The 15,851-nt window shown below is 57.1% G+C and carries 16 protein-coding genes; 8 read left to right on the top strand and 8 right to left on the bottom strand.

The genetic code is table 11. The features are described 5' to 3' along the window. Positions 1-68: 68 nt before the first annotated feature. Positions 69-1,019, top strand: a complete 951-nt coding sequence (gene ispH, locus AABB29_RS03350) for a 4-hydroxy-3-methylbut-2-enyl diphosphate reductase (protein ID WP_341368293.1) — start codon at positions 69-71, stop codon at positions 1,017-1,019. Positions 1,020-1,079: 60 nt separating this feature from the next. On the opposite strand, the gene AABB29_RS03345 is transcribed toward ispH, so the two are convergent. Then, positions 1,080-1,661, bottom strand: a complete 582-nt coding sequence (locus AABB29_RS03345; protein ID WP_341368294.1) for an outer membrane beta-barrel protein — start codon at positions 1,659-1,661, stop codon at positions 1,080-1,082. Positions 1,662-1,983: 322 nt separating this feature from the next. Between AABB29_RS03345 and AABB29_RS03340 the strand changes: the two genes are divergently transcribed. Next, the gene (locus tag AABB29_RS03340) at positions 1,984-3,528 is read left to right on the top strand and encodes a S8 family serine peptidase (protein WP_373636771.1); all 1,545 of its coding nucleotides are present in this window, start codon (positions 1,984-1,986) and stop codon (positions 3,526-3,528) included. 66 nt (positions 3,529-3,594) lie between these two features. Continuing rightward, positions 3,595-3,948, top strand: coding sequence for a hypothetical protein (locus AABB29_RS03335; protein WP_341368297.1), 354 nt, complete (start codon positions 3,595-3,597; stop codon positions 3,946-3,948). Positions 3,949-3,958: 10 nt separating this feature from the next. Here AABB29_RS03335 and AABB29_RS03330 read toward each other — a convergent pair whose 3' ends face one another. Continuing rightward, positions 3,959-4,234 (bottom strand): hypothetical protein, encoded by a 276-nt coding sequence (locus tag AABB29_RS03330; protein ID WP_341368298.1) that lies wholly within the window; start codon positions 4,232-4,234, stop codon positions 3,959-3,961. Positions 4,235-4,467: 233 nt separating this feature from the next. Here AABB29_RS03330 and AABB29_RS03325 point away from each other — a divergent pair, with 233 nt between their 5' ends. After that, a complete protein-coding gene (locus AABB29_RS03325; protein ID WP_341368299.1) occupies positions 4,468-5,316 on the top strand; it encodes a hypothetical protein in 849 nt (282 codons plus the stop codon). Between the two features lie 90 nt (positions 5,317-5,406). On the opposite strand, the gene AABB29_RS03320 is transcribed toward AABB29_RS03325, so the two are convergent. Then, the gene (locus tag AABB29_RS03320) at positions 5,407-6,051 is read right to left on the bottom strand and encodes a porin family protein (RefSeq protein ID WP_341368300.1); all 645 of its coding nucleotides are present in this window, start codon (positions 6,049-6,051) and stop codon (positions 5,407-5,409) included. Between the two features lie 204 nt (positions 6,052-6,255). Next, positions 6,256-6,462 (bottom strand): 30S ribosomal protein S21, encoded by a 207-nt coding sequence (gene rpsU, locus AABB29_RS03315; RefSeq protein ID WP_008231221.1) that lies wholly within the window; start codon positions 6,460-6,462, stop codon positions 6,256-6,258. Between the two features lie 108 nt (positions 6,463-6,570). Between rpsU and AABB29_RS03310 the strand changes: the two genes are divergently transcribed. Further along, positions 6,571-7,269 (top strand): COQ9 family protein, encoded by a 699-nt coding sequence (locus AABB29_RS03310; RefSeq protein ID WP_341368301.1) that lies wholly within the window; start codon positions 6,571-6,573, stop codon positions 7,267-7,269. 9 nt (positions 7,270-7,278) lie between these two features. Further along, complete coding sequence (locus tag AABB29_RS03305) at positions 7,279-8,250, top strand: NAD(P)H-quinone oxidoreductase (protein WP_341368302.1); 972 nt, start codon at positions 7,279-7,281, stop codon at positions 8,248-8,250. Between the two features lie 9 nt (positions 8,251-8,259). Here AABB29_RS03305 and AABB29_RS03300 read toward each other — a convergent pair whose 3' ends face one another. After that, positions 8,260-8,754, bottom strand: coding sequence for an SH3 domain-containing protein (locus AABB29_RS03300; protein ID WP_341368303.1), 495 nt, complete (start codon positions 8,752-8,754; stop codon positions 8,260-8,262). 123 nt (positions 8,755-8,877) lie between these two features. Here AABB29_RS03300 and AABB29_RS03295 point away from each other — a divergent pair, with 123 nt between their 5' ends. Both AABB29_RS03295 and AABB29_RS03290 read left to right on the top strand, forming a co-directional pair. After that, positions 8,878-11,214 (top strand): DNA topoisomerase IV subunit A, encoded by a 2,337-nt coding sequence (locus AABB29_RS03295; protein WP_341368304.1) that lies wholly within the window; start codon positions 8,878-8,880, stop codon positions 11,212-11,214. A gap of 139 nt (positions 11,215-11,353) precedes the next feature. Next, a complete protein-coding gene (locus AABB29_RS03290; protein ID WP_341368305.1) occupies positions 11,354-13,243 on the top strand; it encodes a PhoX family phosphatase in 1,890 nt (629 codons plus the stop codon). Positions 13,244-13,310: 67 nt separating this feature from the next. On the opposite strand, the gene AABB29_RS03285 is transcribed toward AABB29_RS03290, so the two are convergent. From AABB29_RS03285 to AABB29_RS03275, 3 genes are all read right to left on the bottom strand, one after another. Next, a complete protein-coding gene (locus AABB29_RS03285; RefSeq protein WP_341368306.1) occupies positions 13,311-13,964 on the bottom strand; it encodes a hypothetical protein in 654 nt (217 codons plus the stop codon). 180 nt (positions 13,965-14,144) lie between these two features. Next, positions 14,145-14,516, bottom strand: coding sequence for a VOC family protein (locus AABB29_RS03280; protein WP_341368307.1), 372 nt, complete (start codon positions 14,514-14,516; stop codon positions 14,145-14,147). A 48-nt stretch (positions 14,517-14,564) separates the two neighbouring features. After that, the gene (locus AABB29_RS03275; RefSeq protein WP_341368308.1) at positions 14,565-15,788 is read right to left on the bottom strand and encodes an RNA polymerase sigma factor; all 1,224 of its coding nucleotides are present in this window, start codon (positions 15,786-15,788) and stop codon (positions 14,565-14,567) included. Between the last annotated feature and the right edge of the window lie 63 nt (positions 15,789-15,851).

The raw sequence follows: 15,851 nt of genomic DNA, 5'->3' as shown, positions 1-15,851 counted from the left end.
TCACAGCAGGTGATACTGGACGGCAGCGCCGCGAATGCTTACCTCTTGCTGCAACGCCGGAGGCTGCGATGCAAAAACCACCCCTCACACTTTATCTGGCCGCGCCGCGGGGCTTTTGCGCTGGTGTGGACCGGGCGATCAAGATCGTTGAAATGGCGCTCGAAAAATGGGGGGCGCCCGTCTATGTGCGCCATGAAATCGTCCATAATAAATTCGTTGTCGATAGCCTGCGCGATCAGGGGGCCGTTTTTGTCGAAGAGCTAGACGAATGCCCTGATGACCGCCCGGTGATCTTCTCGGCTCATGGGGTGCCCAAGGCGGTGCCTGCGGCCGCGGCACAGCGCGAAATGATCTATGTGGATGCGACCTGCCCGCTGGTCAGCAAGGTCCATATCGAGGCGCAGCGCCACGCCGACAACGGTTTGCAAATGATCATGATCGGCCATGCAGGCCACCCGGAAACAGTTGGGACAATGGGCCAATTGCCAGAGGGTGAGGTGCTGCTTGTCGAAACGGTTGAAGATGTGGCAAAAGTGACGGTGCGCGATGCGGACCGGCTGGCTTTTGTGACGCAGACGACCCTTTCAGTGGATGACACCAAAGACATCGTCGCCGCCTTAGAGGCGCGGTTTCCCAATATCGTGGGCCCGCATAAAGAAGACATCTGCTACGCCACAACCAACAGGCAAGAGGCGGTCAAAGAAATGGCGCCGAAATGCGACGCAATGCTGGTTGTCGGTGCGCCCAATTCGTCCAACTCGAAACGGCTGGTCGAGGTTGGCGCGCGGGCGGGATGCGATTATGCGCAGTTGGTCCAACGGGCGACAGATATCGACTGGCGGGCGCTTGAAGGGATCAGCACGATGGGGATCACGGCGGGGGCCTCGGCCCCAGAGGTTCTAATCAACGAGGTGATCGATGCGTTCAAATCCCGGTTCGATGTAACGGTCGAAAAAATCGTGACTGCCGAAGAGAATGTGGAATTCAAAGTGCCGCGCGTGTTACGGGTACCAGCCTGATCAGGCGGTGATGCGCCGGGCCAACATACTTGGCCAGACGCGTTTTTTATTCATACAGCCTTAGAATTTGTAAGACGCACGTAGGGCAAATGTGTTGGTGTCCAGATCGACATCCTGGTCGATATCGAACTCATCAAGATCGATGGAAACCTTCCGGGTGCTGACTTCAGCGCCCAGAACGATGTTGTCGGTCAGTAGATAGTCGACACCGGCACCCAGAAACAGACCATCTGCATCAAGTTCCAGATCAATATCGTCAATATCGATGGTCACTTGGCTATACCCAAGCGCGCCATACGCAAGCAGCTGATCGTCAACGGCATAGCCAAGACGGCCTTTGATGTCAGTTGCGCTATTGTCGATGCTGACACCAACAAACTCCATGTTTGGTGCGGTCGTAAACGCGACCTCACCGCCATAGACAAATGCACCATTTTGGATTTGGTATCCCGCGAAAGCAGAGAGCGACGTCGTGTCCTCAAGACCGATGACGATGTCTTCGTCGATGAGGCCTTCAAGCAGATCGGAAAAATCCAGATTGGGGCTAACGACCCCAAGTGCTGCACCACCATAGGCACCGGAAAAATCGGCCAGGGTAGCTGATGGGAGGGCCGCAATAATGACAGCGGCGATAGGTTTCATGATATTTTGCATTTTACTCTTCCAATAGGGGGTCCCACCCACCCCGTTTCACTGATGACAAAGACGGCGCAGCGCGCTGCACGCATCACGAACACGCGCCCTTGCCAGCGGCTGGTCTAAGGCTGCGGCGTTGGCTGGATCAAGTGAGGTACCGTGTAAAAAACCGAGGTAATTTCGAAATTAAGGAAGAATTAATGATTTGCGGTTAAAGGCGCGCCCCTTTTACGCGGCACAAAAACACGTCCAGCCTGCAGCGTTCAAAAATCATGCAATTTATGGTATAATGATTCTCATTCAATAAATTTATAGAAGGACTATTTTTATGGCCGATACTGAATATGAAGTCATTGCAAACGTGTCACCGCGCTCCGTTGGGCCGCAAAGCCTGTTTGCAGAAACAGAAGCGATAACAACGGGCAACGTCGATAGTTTCCGCTCGTCCACATCGGATGTGCGCGATGCGACACGGGCGCTGGAAGAGGCCGGCTTTACGGTGTTTTCCGAGGCCAGCAGCGACATCACGCTGTCGGTGGGCGGGTCTGCCAAGCAGTTCAAGGAATTCTTTGGGGCCAAGCTGACGCGGCAGAAAGTGGATGTGGGTCCCGAAAGAACCATGTCATTCATGGGCACCAGCGACGATCCGGCAGAGGCGCTGATGCAAGCGCCGGACAAATTCCAGGACCTTCTTGAAGGGGCCGTCGTGGCACGCCCGCCACAATATTTCGCGCCCTCTGCCATCCCACCGGTCGCGCCGGTTGATCCGGCCGCCTATCAATACCTGACGGTGCCCGATGGGGTGTCCGTGATCATGCGATCGGCGCGGGTGCATCGGCTTGGGGTGACTGGCAAGGATGTTGTCGTCGGGATGATCGACACCGGGCTTTACAAACACCCTTTCTACAAGGAACGGGGGTACCGGCTGCTGGCTACGCTACTTGGGCCGGGTGCATCAGATGCAGCATCCGACGCTAATGGGCACGGGACGGGTGAGGCGGCAAATATCTTTGCCAATGCACCAGACTGCCGGTTGCGGATGGTCAAGGCTGGCAATGATCCGGTCGGCTCATTCAATGTGTTGCTGAACTCCACACCCAAACCGCAGGTCTGCACCAATAGCTGGGGCTATGATGTGGATCACGGGGGGGCGATCCCGAACTGGCTCAAACCGCTTGAGGCGGCGATTGCCAATGCCGTGGCCAGCGGCGTCACGGTCTGTTTCTCGGCCGGGAACGGGCACAAGGCCTTCCCCGGCAGCCATCCGGATGTGATCTCGGTCGGCGGTGTGCATGTGAACCTACCCGATGTCACGGAATTTGAAGCCTCAAGCTATGCGTCCAGCTTTCAATCAGGGTTCTATCCGGGGCGTAACTGCCCAGATGTCTGCGGGCTGACGGGCAAGCGCGTGGATATCGGCGGGGGCAAAGCACCCAGCCTGCTGCTCCCGGTTGAGGAAGGGGCTACGCTCGACGCGATCGCACCAACAACGGGCTCGACAAGCGATGGCTATGGGCTGTTTTCCGGCACATCGGCGGCCTGTCCGCAAATCGCCGGGATCGTCGCGTTGATGCTGGAAAAAGACTCCAGCTTGACACCGGCACAGGTCAAGGAAAAGCTGGTCAAAAGCGCGCGCGATGTCAAAAAGGGGACCACAGCCAACGGGGACACCGCAGGCGCAGGCCCAGATCTGGCGACGGGGGCAGGGCTTGCGGATGCCAAATGGGCCTATCTGAATACGATGGGCGATGTGGCAACCACGTTCTTCTCGGCGCCCAAGGATCAGCAGATGGCGATGGTCAGCTCGGGGGCGATGCCCGAGATTTCCAAAGACTTCGTCGAAGATCTGATCGAAACACTGCGCTCGCGCTAACGACTATTCTAGGGGGCGGTACGCTTTGCGCGGCGGCCCCCAATAGGCACGCGAACGGAGGATGAAATGAATGACAAAAGCGACAGCGTCGCGCAATTGGTGATGAAACGGCCCGATGGGCGATCAATCCTTGATTTGGGCAGCGGTCGCGCGGCAACCGCCAATCAGGGCGATGTGACCGATCTGCGGGCGGCAGAGATCAGCACACGGCTGGAACAGCTGGGGTTCACGGTGCAGTCCGGCAACCTGAACACTTTGTCGATTTCGGGCGAGAACAGGTTGTTTGAGGATGTGTTCGGGCTTAGCCCAAACGCAGCGATGTCCGTGGGCACGCCAGCCCATTCGACGAAAATACCGGCAGAACTGGATGAGTTTGTGGCCGATGTGTTCGTCACCCCAGCACCTAACTTTTTCCCCTAGGGTCCTGACCCTAGCTAGCCACCGCCAAATGAACGCGCAATTCATCGATCATGCCGCTGACATGATCATCGGTCATCGCGGCCAGCATATCTGACATGGCCGGATCAATGGCCTGGTCTGTTTTGGCAGGCATGGTTGGCGTGGCGGTGACTAATGTACCCAGCATATTTAGCGCCTGCAGCGGCTCGGATTCTTCGATCAAACGCAGTGCCAGCGCGCTTAGCACTAACTTACGCATCGCGCCCACCTGCGCCATGGCTGAGAGAAGGAATTCATCTTGATGCATTGTCTGGGCCGTCCGTTAAGGGGCGCGCATTGCGCCAGTTGCAGCAGAATAGGCATAAAAGCTCAATAAGCTGTTACATGGGCGGCAGGGCCAGATTGGGGCCGGTTTGAGGCATCGTCATGCCGGATCAGGCGACCTTAGAAAACGAAACGTAAAAGTACCATTTGAGACAGGGCCCCGTGTCGATAGGCGCTATGCCGATAGCAAGAAGTATCAGACATGAGGAGAGTGCGATGTCATTGGAAGGTGTGACGGGTGTTTCCAACTTGCTTGTTTATGGTGACATGCAACCGGGCCAGGATGAAACGGATGCGGCGACTATCGGCGGCCAGAAAATGCAAATGGCCGACAACGCAGCGCCCTCGCAAGTGGATCGGTCGGTGATCGGGCGGGTCAAGAACTTCTTTGCCGCGCGGCGCGATGGTGCTGCCAACATGCTTTCAAATTTTGCGGCGGTCGCAGGTCGGAAACTGGATGCAGCCAGGCACATGCTTCGCAAACCTGATCAGCAAAGCCCTGCGAACTTGGAAGGACAAAAGGGTGTCAAAGAAGAGCCATCCGTAGATCCAGCGAGAACCGGCGCAACCCTCGAACGCCTGAACGAAAACCTCGCCTTTATCGACGAAATGTCCGGGGAAACGGGTTTGCCGCCTGCTGCGAAAGACATGATTGCGCAGTCGCCAACGCTGATGACCCATCTGAAAAAGTATGCAGATAAAGGGTATAAGCTGAATGCAGATACGAACCCAAATGCAAAGACGGTCGCTTTCGATACCCCTGATTTTGATGTAATTTCGGTCAATCATGCCAAAATGCAGAACGACCCCAAGGCCGCCGTTGGCGAGCTGGCAAAAATGCTGATCGCATCTGAGGGTGATCGATTTCATGACCTATCTGCAACCCTTGCCAAAGAGGGCCTGACAAACAAGGATGACCCGCTTAACTTCGAAGCTGCGGTGAATGATCCGTTTGGTCCCTTAGTGTCAAAGGCTGACCTCGCTGAAGCACACAAAATGAAAGACCATTTTGAACAAGAATTGAAGCAGGCCGATGCTGAGTTGAGCATCACTAACCGGACATAATGGGTCTTGATTTTAAATGGCGCGCTTGATGACACCAAAACCCCCTGCTGAATGACTTCGGCAGGGGGCTCACTTTAGTGGGGTGTGTGTTTAGAACTTATAAGCGACGCGCAACGCGAACGAATTGGTGTTCATGGTCACGTCGGCGTTTTGGGTCGCGCCTTCGGTATCACGCATGGTGAATTCTGCACCAACGACGACGTTTTCTGAAAGCAAATGGTCGATACCGGCACCTAACAGGAATCCTTCCAGATCCCCTTGTTCATCAAAGCCGTCGTCGACGCTGACAGCTGTGTATCCGACCGTCGCGAAAGCCATTGAATTGGTGTCAAAAACGTAGCCCAAACGGGCTTTCACGTCGGTCGCAACCCCGTCCTGCCCAGACCCATCGGCGCCTTCGATTTCGGCATCCGGCGCTGCATTGATAGCAATTTCTCCGCCATATACGAAAGCGCCATTTTGAATCTGATAGCCTGCAAACCCAGTGAAACCGGCACTGTCATTCAAACCAAGGGAATTGTCAGCTTCCAGAAAGCTATCGAACAGCGTTGATGTTAGTTTCCCGCTCAAGGTCCCAATGCCTGCGCCGGCATAGGCGCCGGAAAAATCGGCAAGACTGATGGTAGGGGCAAAGCCAAGTGACAGGGCTAAGACTGATTTGCTTAAGAGCTTCATGAGAGGTCCTTTGAAAAGTATCGCGCATTTCAGCGCCATGGTTCTTGTTGCGCCGGTCAAATCAAAGGCAAACGGGGCGTCTAACGCGCCTAAGCGCCGACGAATTGACCAGAAAGTGCTACCGCCTACCACGCAGGGATAGATCCAATCGTGGGAAGCACCGTGTGAAGGACGAGGTAATTTGCGATGATTCGGAAATGTGAAAATAAAACCCCCGCCTGATTGCTCAGACGGGGGTCTTTGATCGTCACGTCGATGGATGCTTTATAGCAAACCTTCGCGCTGCAACTTCTTGCGCGCCAGCTTACGCTGACGGCGGATCGCTTCAGCTTTTTCACGCGCTTTGCGCACGGACGGTTTTTCGAAATGCTGCTTAAGCTTCATTTCACGGAAAACGCCCTCACGCTGAAGTTTCTTCTTCAGAGCACGCAACGCCTGATCGACGTTGTTATCACGAACACTAACCTGCATGTGGTATACACCACCTTTCTAAGTTGGATTTGCAAAAATTGCAGGAACTGGGCATGTAGCAAAGGCGCACTAGTTTGTCCAGTGTTGCCCCGCATCAGGAGAGTGCCAATGATGACGCCACCGACCGATCCACAGAAAATCGCCCTTTTGGATGCCATATTGCCTCATGTGGCTTTTGACGGCTGGTCGCAGACCGCCTTTGATGCCGCCGTCACCGAAATCGGCATCGATCCGGCCCATGCACGGACGATGTGCCGACGCGGCGCTGTTGATCTGGCCATTGCCTATCACATGCGCGCGGATGCAGCGATGATCGCCGCCCTGAAAGCGTCGGATATGTCCGACATGCGGTTCCGGGACAAAGTAGCCCATGCACTGCGCCTACGCATTGCAGGGATCGACGATAAAGAGGCCGTGCGCCGCGCCGCGGCCCTTTTTGCCCTGCCGCATATGGCCGCTGATGGCTCCAAGCTGATTTGGGGGACCGCCGATAAAATATGGGAGGCCCTGGGCGATACATCACAGGATGTGAACTGGTACACCAAACGGATGACGCTGTCGGGCGTCTATAGCGCGGTCATTCTCTATTGGCTGGGCGATGATAGCCTTGATGGGCAAGCGACTGACGCATTTATCGACCGGCGCATTGATGACGTGATGCAGTTTGAGAAATTCAAATCGACCATGCGGGACAATCCGTTGTTCAAACCGTTCACCGGGCCTTTGTCGAAAATGCTGTCCTCAGTCCGGGCGCCAACAAAAATGCCACCTGCAGATTTGCCAGGCATTTGGCAGGATCCAAGATAAGGCAATTTGATGCGCGCAGTTGAAATCTCGCAACCCGGCGGGCCAGATGTCTTGCAGGTGGTGGACCGGCCGATGCCGGAAGCAGACCATGATCAAGTGGTGATCAAAGTGGCATATGCGGGCGTGAACCGGCCTGACGCGCTGCAGCGGGCGGGGCTGTACAACGCGCCACCGGGGGCCAGCGATCTGCCGGGGCTTGAGGCCGCGGGCGAGGTTGTGGCCTGCGGCGCCGGGGTCAGCACCGTTGCGGTGGGTGATCAGGTCTGCGCACTTTTGCCGGGGGGCGGCTATGCGGAATATGTGGCCACAGCTGCAGCCCACTGCCTGCCCATTCCGGGCGGTCTGACGCTGAAACAAGCAGCCTGCCTGCCCGAGACTTTCTTTACCGTCTGGTCCAACGTCTTCATGCGGGGCGGCTTGCAAGGGGGCGAACGGTTTTTGGTGCATGGGGGCTCTTCGGGGATCGGGACAACGGCAATCCAACTGGCCAAAGCCTTTGGGGCGCGTGTCTTCACCACCGCTGGATCGGATGAAAAATGCGCGGCCTGCAGCGCGCTCGGCGCCGAAATGGCGATCAACTACCGCAACGCGGATTTTGTTGAAAAAGTACAAGCGGCGGGCGGGGCGGATGTGATCCTTGATATGGTCGGGGGGCCATATATACAGCGCAACCTCAAAGCGCTGGCAGATGACGGTAGATTGGTGCAGATCGCATTTCTACAAGGGCCGACAGCGGACTTGAACCTGGGGCAGCTGATGATGCGGCGGCTCAGCATCACCGGATCAACGCTGCGGCCGCAATCTGATTTGGCCAAAGCCCGGATCGCTGATCAGCTCCGCCAGCATGTCTGGCCGCTGATCGCTGCTGGGAAAATTGCACCGGTGATGGACCAGGAATTTGCCTTGGTCGATGCTGCCGCGGCCCATACGCGAATGGAAAGCAGCGCGCATATCGGCAAGATTGTTTTGAAGGTTGGATAGGGGGCGCCCCTAGCCGTCTGACAAAAGCCGCGCAGCCATCCAGCCGATCTGATCATCAGCGGTCAGCTGAATTTTAACCCAGCCATCATCATTGGCCTCAATAAACGCAGCTTGGGTGCCGCGGGGCAATGTGGCCAAAACCGGGTGCTGCGTGCCAGGACCTGCACGCATGTTTACACGGTCACCGGCAACGACGCGTAGCTCAGGCGCGGGTGCGGCCGGTGCCTCCTCAGTTTCGACCGAGCGGGATGAGATAATCACCGGCTCATCGACAAACACGTAAGAGGACACGCGGATCGGCTCCGCCGCCACAGAGGGGTCAGGCGCCAATACCGTCGTCTCGACAATCGCTGCGGCGGCATTCGGCGGCGCTTCGGGCGCTGTATCTGCGAAGGGGGCTTGCGTTTGGGCAACCCGTTCACGGGGTTCAAAATCTGCCCCACCGGACATTTCATAAAAGGCCCAGAACAGGATAAGTGAACTGGCGATGATCAGTTTTAGCATCAAGACATCCCCCCGGATGAGACTGGTTAACGTGGCGGTGCCCATTGAACAGCATGGCGCCCCAACGCGAACGGGGAATTTTCCCGGCTTTACGGCAGAATCGCAGGCCGTTACACCAGCAACATGAGTGATAAGAGCGACACCGATCTGGGCCCCAATGATGTAACCGAACCGCTGCGCGTGGCCATCGGCGACCGCTATCTGACCTATGCGCTGTCGACCATCATGCACCGGGCGCTGCCGGATGCGCGCGACGGGCTCAAGCCGGTACATCGGCGCATCCTTTATGCAATGTCGCGCCTGCGCCTGTCGCCCACGGGCGGTTTTCTGAAATCGGCCAAGATCAGCGGCGATACGATGGGTGATTTCCACCCGCATGGGGATGCGGCGATCTACGATGCCATGGCCCGTCTCGCCCAGGATTTCAACGTGCGCTATCCGCTTGTCGACGGGCAGGGGAACTTTGGCAACATCGACGGCGATAACCCCGCCGCCAGCCGCTATACAGAGGCGCGAATGACCTCCGCCGCCGAGGCGCTGCTGGAAGGGCTCAACGAAAACGCCGTTGATTTTCGCGACAATTATGATGGGCGGCTCGAAGAACCCAGCGTTCTGCCCGCCACCTTCCCGAACCTTCTGGCCAATGGGTCCAGCGGCATCGCCGTGGGCATGGCCACGAACATTCCGCCGCATAACTTGCATGAGCTGATTGAAGCGTGTTTGCATCTGATCAAAACGCCGGATGCGCGGGATGATACACTGCTGAACTACATCCCCGGGCCAGATTTCCCCACCGGCGGGGTCATCGTCGAACCGCGCGACAATATCGCCGAGGCCTACCGCACCGGGCGCGGCGCGTTCCGCCTGCGGGCCAAATGGGAGGTTGAGGATCTGGGCCGCGGCCAGTGGCAGATCGTCGTGACCGAGATCCCCTATCAGGTGCAGAAATCAAAACTGATCGAAAAGCTGGCCGAGGTGATCCAAACCAAAAAGGTACCTCTGCTAGCCGATGTGCGCGATGAGAGCGCGGATGATATCCGCGTCATCCTGGAGCCGCGCGCCAAAACAGTCGATCCAGGGGTCATGATGGGCATGCTGTTCAAAAACAGCGATCTGGAAACGCGGTTCAGCCTGAATATGAACGTGCTGATCGACGGGGTCACGCCAAAGGTCTGTAGCCTCAAGGAAGTGCTGCGCGCGTTCTTGGATCATCGCCGCGATGTGTTGATCCGTCGCAGCCAGTACCGGCTGGAAAAGATCGATCATCGGCTGGAAGTATTGGAAGGCTTCATCATCGCATTCCTCAACCTCGACCGGGTGATCGACATCATCCGCTATGACGAGGACCCGAAGGCGGCGTTGATGATCGAAGACTGGGCAATCGGCCATACCCGCGCGACATCCGAGGCGGATTATCGCAGCCCTTTGGGCGACGATCCTGAAGTCTCGCTGACCGAGGTGCAGGCCGAGGCGATCCTGAACATGCGCCTGCGGTCCTTGCGCAAGCTTGAAGAGCTGGAACTGATCGCCGAACGTGACGCCTTGATGGAAGAACGCGCCGAGATTGAGGACCTGCTGGACAGCTCCGACCTGCAATGGGCGCGTATTGCCGAACAGCTGCGCGAGACCCGCAAAATCTTTGGCCGCGAAGCCCCCGGCGGCGTCCGGCGCACCGAATTTGCCGAAGCGACCGAGGTGATCGACGTCCCGCTCGAGGCGATGATCGAGCGCGAGCCGATCACTGTCGTCTGTTCCAAAATGGGCTGGGTCCGGGCCATGACCGGCCATATCGATCTGACACGCGAGCTGAAGTTCAAAGACGGGGACGGGCCGCGCTTTATCTTCCATGCGCAGACCACCGATAGGCTGCTGGTCTTTGGGGCGAATGGACGGTTCTACACGATTGCGGCCTCAAACCTGCCCGGCGGGCGCGGCATGGGCGAGCCGCTGCGCCTGATGGTGGACCTGCCTAATGATGTTGAGATCGTCGATTTCCTGATCCATGAGCCGGATGCGAAACTGATTGTGGCCTCGGCCGAGGGTAACGGCTTTGTCGTACCCGAGGCCGAGGTTATCGCCCAGACCCGCAGCGGCAAGCAGGTGCTGAACGTCAAAGATACAGTGGCCAAGATCTGCAAACGCGTGGCGGGCGATCACGTGGCCGTTGTGTCTGAGAACGCCAAATTCCTTGTCTTCCCGGTCGAGGACCTGCCCGAGATGAACCGGGGCAAAGGCGTGCGTATCCAGAAATACAAAAAGGCGACCGGGCGGCAGGGCATGTTGGAACTTGATGGCGGGCTGTCGGATCTGACGACCTTTGATTGGGACTCAGGCCTGTCCTGGCCCATGGGCGGCGGCAAAACCCGGACCGAGCCGGACATGTCCGAATGGAAAGCCGGGCGCGCCGGGGTCGGCAAACGGCCGCCTTATGGATTCCCCAAAAATAACCGTTTTGGCTAGCGTGTATGTACAGCTTCTGTACAGGATCTGTACGGAATATTTACACGCATTTTCTGGCCAAGCAGTGACTGTCATATAGTTGCAAACTGCGGCCGCTAAACATCGCCTTGCAAGGACACACCAGCAAGGAGCCAGTGTTATGAATGACCGCGACACCAGCCATTTATCTTGGGATGAATGGGACGAACTGCAGCGCCCCGCCCCCGAAAATATCGACTTTGACCGCGTCGTTGACGAAGCGCTCACGCGGCGCGGTTTTCTCTCTGGCGTTGTGGCGTTCGGGTCAGGTGCAGCCGTGATGGGCACCGGTCTTTTGTCCGGATCATCCGCGCAAGCCCAGGCGACCAGCCGTTTCGGATTTACCCCGATCCCGATAGCCACTGACAGCACAATTCACGTGCCTGATGGCTACACGTGGTATCCTGTTGCAAAATGGGGTGAGCCGCTCTTTTCCGATGCCGAACCGCTTGATCAGGCGACCGGCGTCAGCGTTGCCAGCGCGGACCGGGTCTTTGGCGAAAATACCGATGGGATGGAAGCCTTTGTCGTCGATGGTCGCCAGGTGATTGCCGTCAATCATGAATACGTGAACCCGGGGATCAACCTGCCACATCAGGACGGCGAAGTCATAAATGCAGATGACGTTCTAACACTGCAAAATATGCAAGGCGTGACAGTGATGGAAGTTGCCGAAGGCGACAACGGTTGGGGGATCGTGGTTGATAGCGATCTGAACCGCCGCATCACACAAAACACCCCGATGGCCATTACAGGCCCAGCGGCAGGCCATCCACTGCTACAAACCGCAGCTGATCCAGCTGGTACAACTGTTTTGGGCACCATGAACAATTGCGGCGCGGGTAAAACGCCCTGGGGGACTTATCTGACATGTGAAGAAAACTTTAACGGCTACTTTGGGTCGACCGATGCAGATTTTGCTGCGCCGGACGGCTATGCCCGATACGGCATCGGCGCTGAAAGCCGTTACAATTACGAAAAATTTGATGCGCGGTTTGACACCTCTGCAAACCCAAATGAGCCTCATCGCTTTGGCTATATTGTGGAAATTGACCCGGCCGATCCCAGCTCAACCCCGATCAAGCACACAGCATTGGGCCGCTTTAAGCATGAAAATGCCGCCGCTGTTCTGGCCCCCGACGGCCGTGTCGTGGTCTATATGGGCGATGATGAACGGGGCGAATTTATGTATAAATACGTCTCAAACGGCGTTTATACACCCGGTGGCCCCACATCTGAACTGTTGGATGATGGCCAGCTTTATGCAGCCAAGTTTAACACTGACGCCACCGGTGAATGGGTTGCCTTAACGCCCGAAAGCACCGGGATGGAAGCCGCCGAGATCGCGATTTTCACACGTATGGCCGCGTCAGCCGTTGGCGCGACGACCATGGACCGGCCAGAGTGGGTCGCGGTGAACCCGGTCGCGGTCGAAGGTTATTGCGCATTGACGAATAATTCGCGGCGCGGGCCTGATTTCGCCAATGCAGGCGGTGACCCGGCGGTTGCCGTGCCCAATTCGCCCAACCCGCGTGATGCCAATCGCTATGGGCAGATCGTACGCTGGTGGCCTGCAGATGATGATCACGCAGCCACAACATTCACATGGGATCTGTATGTGATGGCTGGCAATCCGACCGTCCATGATGACCTGAACAAGGGCTCTGCAAATGTGAATGCAGGCAACCTGTTCAATTCGCCAGATGGCATGATGTTTGACAGCACAGGTTTGCTGTGGATCCAGACTGATGGGGATGACAGCAATGAAGAAGGCTTTGCTGGCATGGGGAACAACCAGATGCTGGCAGGTGATCCCGTGACCGGACAGATTGAGCGGTTCCTGACAGGGCCAAACGGGTCTGAGGTGACTGGTCTGACCTGGTCTGCCGACAAACGCACCATGTTCGTTGGCATCCAGCACCCCGATGCCCCATTCCCCGATGGTGAAGGCCTGTTGGCCCGTTCATCGATTGTGGCGGTCAAGCGCGATGACAATCAGCCGGTGGGTTGATGCCTTTGGGCAAACAAGGCGGAAATGACAGACCGGAAGCGTCTAAGATGGGCCTGTGTGGCCCATCTTACCCTGCACCTTTCAGCCATTCGAGAATGTCAAAACCGGTGACGGTGACCACGATTGGGATGGTGCTCAGGCAGAAACAGATAATCCCAAGGATCGCCAAAGGGGCAAAGACCCGTGACATTCCCGCCACCAACAAAATCCCGCCCGCGCCGCCAATGACGACATTCCCGGGAAAGTTCAGGGCCACGAAAAACGCAGCATAGCGCCATTTATTCACAAGGGGTTTGATCCAATTGGGGGCCATTTCGCGCATGAGGTCCAACCTTGCACCCATCGGCAGCGCATATGTGTCCTCAACCAGTGCTGCGATTTTGTGCAGCCCGCAATTATGCAGCATCCTGATCAAGAAACGCGGCGGGATCAGCCAGCCCGCCAGGAAGGGGATGTAAAACCCGGTGACAGTGGCACCATAAATCCACCAGACCTGCTCAGGCCCTTGTAAAATCATAAAGGCCATCGAGACCTGAAAACTTGGCAAAAATGGCACCCCGATCAGCAACGCATAGAGCGCCAAGACGGCCAGCCGCGCAGGCAATTGCAGCGCGTCCCCTTGCCCTTCGGTCCAGGCGAAAAGCAAATGCATCGCCCAAAACGCAGCAATGCCCATGGCAATCAGCGCCAGAAGGCGGGCGAAGTTGTAAACTGTGTTCATCGCAGTGTCGGACCTATCGGCAGCGGCGGCGCCGTGATTGGTGACACCGACCGTCTCTTTACCTGCCCAGTGCTGGATGAACTATGAAAATTCGGTGATAAAATTGTGCATTGCAAAAGATGGTACTTCTGCGCCACCGTTCGTGATGGGCGGCGCAATTTTCATCAGGTTATATGCAAATCAGCGATGCTGATCTACCAGGATCGGGTTCCCATCGGGGTCGATCACCATAAAGCTGGCTGGCCCTTCGCTGTTTTCATCCGCCTCGCTGATGAATTCTATGCCATCGGCTTTCAGCCGTTTTTGGATGGCGCGCACATCATCGAAGTTATCAAGGTTCTGCGCGTTCTGATCCCAACCGGGATTGAATGTCAGCGTGTTGCCCTTCAGGAACCCGCCAAACAGGCCAATCACTGTCTCGCCATTGCGTAGCATCAACCAGCCTTGCGCTTCGTCGCCGCCAAAGGGTTCAAACCCCAACTTGCCATAAAACGCCTTGGAGGCTGCGATGTCCTTGACGTTCAAACTGATCGAAAATGCTCCGAGTTTCATGAAATACTCCTTGGTTCTGATAGGCGCAGCGTAGCCGCGACGCGCGTTTCAGGAAATGTTTTTGAGCTTCTCTTCCAAAAACCGCCGGTTGCTGTCTTCGGTGGTCAGCCTGATTGCCGTGCGATAGCTGGTACGGGCGGCAGGCAGATCACTTGCGCGCGTGCAAAGATCGGCCCGCGCGGCGTGATAGGGCTGATAGCTGGCCAGTTGCGGATCATCCGACAGCCCATCCAGCATTGCCAGCCCTGCCGCAACAGATTGCGCGTATGAGACGGCCATCGCCTGATTGACCCGTACCACGACTGAGGGCTGCATCTGATAAAGCAGCCCATAAAGTGCGGCGATTTGCGGCCAGTCGGTTGCATCCCATGACGGGCTTTTTGCGTGAAGGGCGCTGATGGCCGCCTGCAATTGATAGGGGCCGACCTGCCCGCGCGGCAGGGTCGCTTGCAACAGTGCATCGCCCTCGGTGATTTTCGCGCGATCCCATCTGTTGCGGTTTTGTGAATCGAGCGGGATAAATTCCCCCGCTGGTCCGCTGCGCGCCAGACGTCTTGCATCATGCAGCAGCATCAGCGCCAAAAGTCCTGCGACCTCGGCCTGATCTGGCATTAACTGATGCATGATCCGGCCAAGCCGGATCGCCTCACCCGCCAAGGGGGAAGGCGTAGAATAGCCTGCGTTGAAAATCAGATAGATAACCGCCAGTACGGTCGTCAGGCGCTCGGGCAGTTTGTCCCGATCGGGGATTTCATAGGGGATACCGGCAGCTGCGATCTTACGTTTGGCGCGCGTTAGGCGCTGGGCCATGGTTTGGGGCTTATCCAGAAAGGCCGTTGCGATATCCTCGGTTGTTAGCCCGCCAAGCGTGCGCAGGGTCAGCGCCACTTGGGTCTTTTGTTCAAGCGCCGGGTGGCAGCAGGTAAAAATCATCTCAAGGCGTTTGTCTGGGATGGCTTCCGGGTCTGGACCTTCTGCCTGGGCTTCAAGATCGGCAAGATAGGACAGTTCGGGCACACGGGCCGCCCAGCGGGCATCGCGGCGAAAGCGGTCGATGGCGCGCCTGCGAGCGGTGCTGATCAGCCAGGCGGCAGGGGCGTCCGGCAGACCCTTTTCCGGCCAAACCTCAACCGCGCGGGTGATCGCGTCTTGCAGGCAGTCCTCGGCCAATTGCAGATCGCCCAAGGATTTGGTCAGGGCCGAAAGGATGCGCCCCCACTCTTCACGCAGAGTGCGTTCAATCAGAGTTTCGGATTGTAGCGGGGGCAGCATCGGGTTCTATCACGTTTCGATTTTGACTTGAGACATCTCCTATCACTTTTTGCGTTCGATCAA

Source organism: Yoonia sp. BS5-3 (genome assembly GCF_038069655.2).
GTDB lineage: Bacteria > Pseudomonadota > Alphaproteobacteria > Rhodobacterales > Rhodobacteraceae > Yoonia > Yoonia phaeophyticola.
Note: the sequence above shows the minus strand (reverse complement) of the source record. Positions and strands in the feature narration are given on the sequence as shown.

What these genes read in the sequence shown, in the direction of transcription:
- AABB29_RS03290 (WP_341368305.1), top strand. Translation starts at nt 11,354, where the DNA reads ATGAATGACCGCGACACCAGCCATTTATCTTGGGATGAATGGGACGAA.
- AABB29_RS03325 (WP_341368299.1), top strand. Translation starts at nt 4,468, where the DNA reads ATGTCATTGGAAGGTGTGACGGGTGTTTCCAACTTGCTTGTTTATGGT.
- AABB29_RS03340 (WP_373636771.1), top strand. Translation starts at nt 1,984, where the DNA reads ATGGCCGATACTGAATATGAAGTCATTGCAAACGTGTCACCGCGCTCC.
- AABB29_RS03330 (WP_341368298.1), bottom strand. Translation starts at nt 4,234, where the DNA reads ATGCATCAAGATGAATTCCTTCTCTCAGCCATGGCGCAGGTGGGCGCG.
- AABB29_RS03335 (WP_341368297.1), top strand. Translation starts at nt 3,595, where the DNA reads ATGAATGACAAAAGCGACAGCGTCGCGCAATTGGTGATGAAACGGCCC.
- AABB29_RS03275 (WP_341368308.1), bottom strand. Translation starts at nt 15,788, where the DNA reads ATGCTGCCCCCGCTACAATCCGAAACTCTGATTGAACGCACTCTGCGT.
- AABB29_RS03305 (WP_341368302.1), top strand. Translation starts at nt 7,279, where the DNA reads ATGCGCGCAGTTGAAATCTCGCAACCCGGCGGGCCAGATGTCTTGCAG.
- AABB29_RS03295 (WP_341368304.1), top strand. Translation starts at nt 8,878, where the DNA reads ATGAGTGATAAGAGCGACACCGATCTGGGCCCCAATGATGTAACCGAA.
- AABB29_RS03280 (WP_341368307.1), bottom strand. Translation starts at nt 14,516, where the DNA reads ATGAAACTCGGAGCATTTTCGATCAGTTTGAACGTCAAGGACATCGCA.
- ispH (WP_341368293.1), top strand. Translation starts at nt 69, where the DNA reads ATGCAAAAACCACCCCTCACACTTTATCTGGCCGCGCCGCGGGGCTTT.
- rpsU (WP_008231221.1), bottom strand. Translation starts at nt 6,462, where the DNA reads ATGCAGGTTAGTGTTCGTGATAACAACGTCGATCAGGCGTTGCGTGCT.
- AABB29_RS03345 (WP_341368294.1), bottom strand. Translation starts at nt 1,661, where the DNA reads ATGAAACCTATCGCCGCTGTCATTATTGCGGCCCTCCCATCAGCTACC.
- AABB29_RS03310 (WP_341368301.1), top strand. Translation starts at nt 6,571, where the DNA reads ATGATGACGCCACCGACCGATCCACAGAAAATCGCCCTTTTGGATGCC.
- AABB29_RS03285 (WP_341368306.1), bottom strand. Translation starts at nt 13,964, where the DNA reads ATGAACACAGTTTACAACTTCGCCCGCCTTCTGGCGCTGATTGCCATG.
- AABB29_RS03300 (WP_341368303.1), bottom strand. Translation starts at nt 8,754, where the DNA reads ATGCTAAAACTGATCATCGCCAGTTCACTTATCCTGTTCTGGGCCTTT.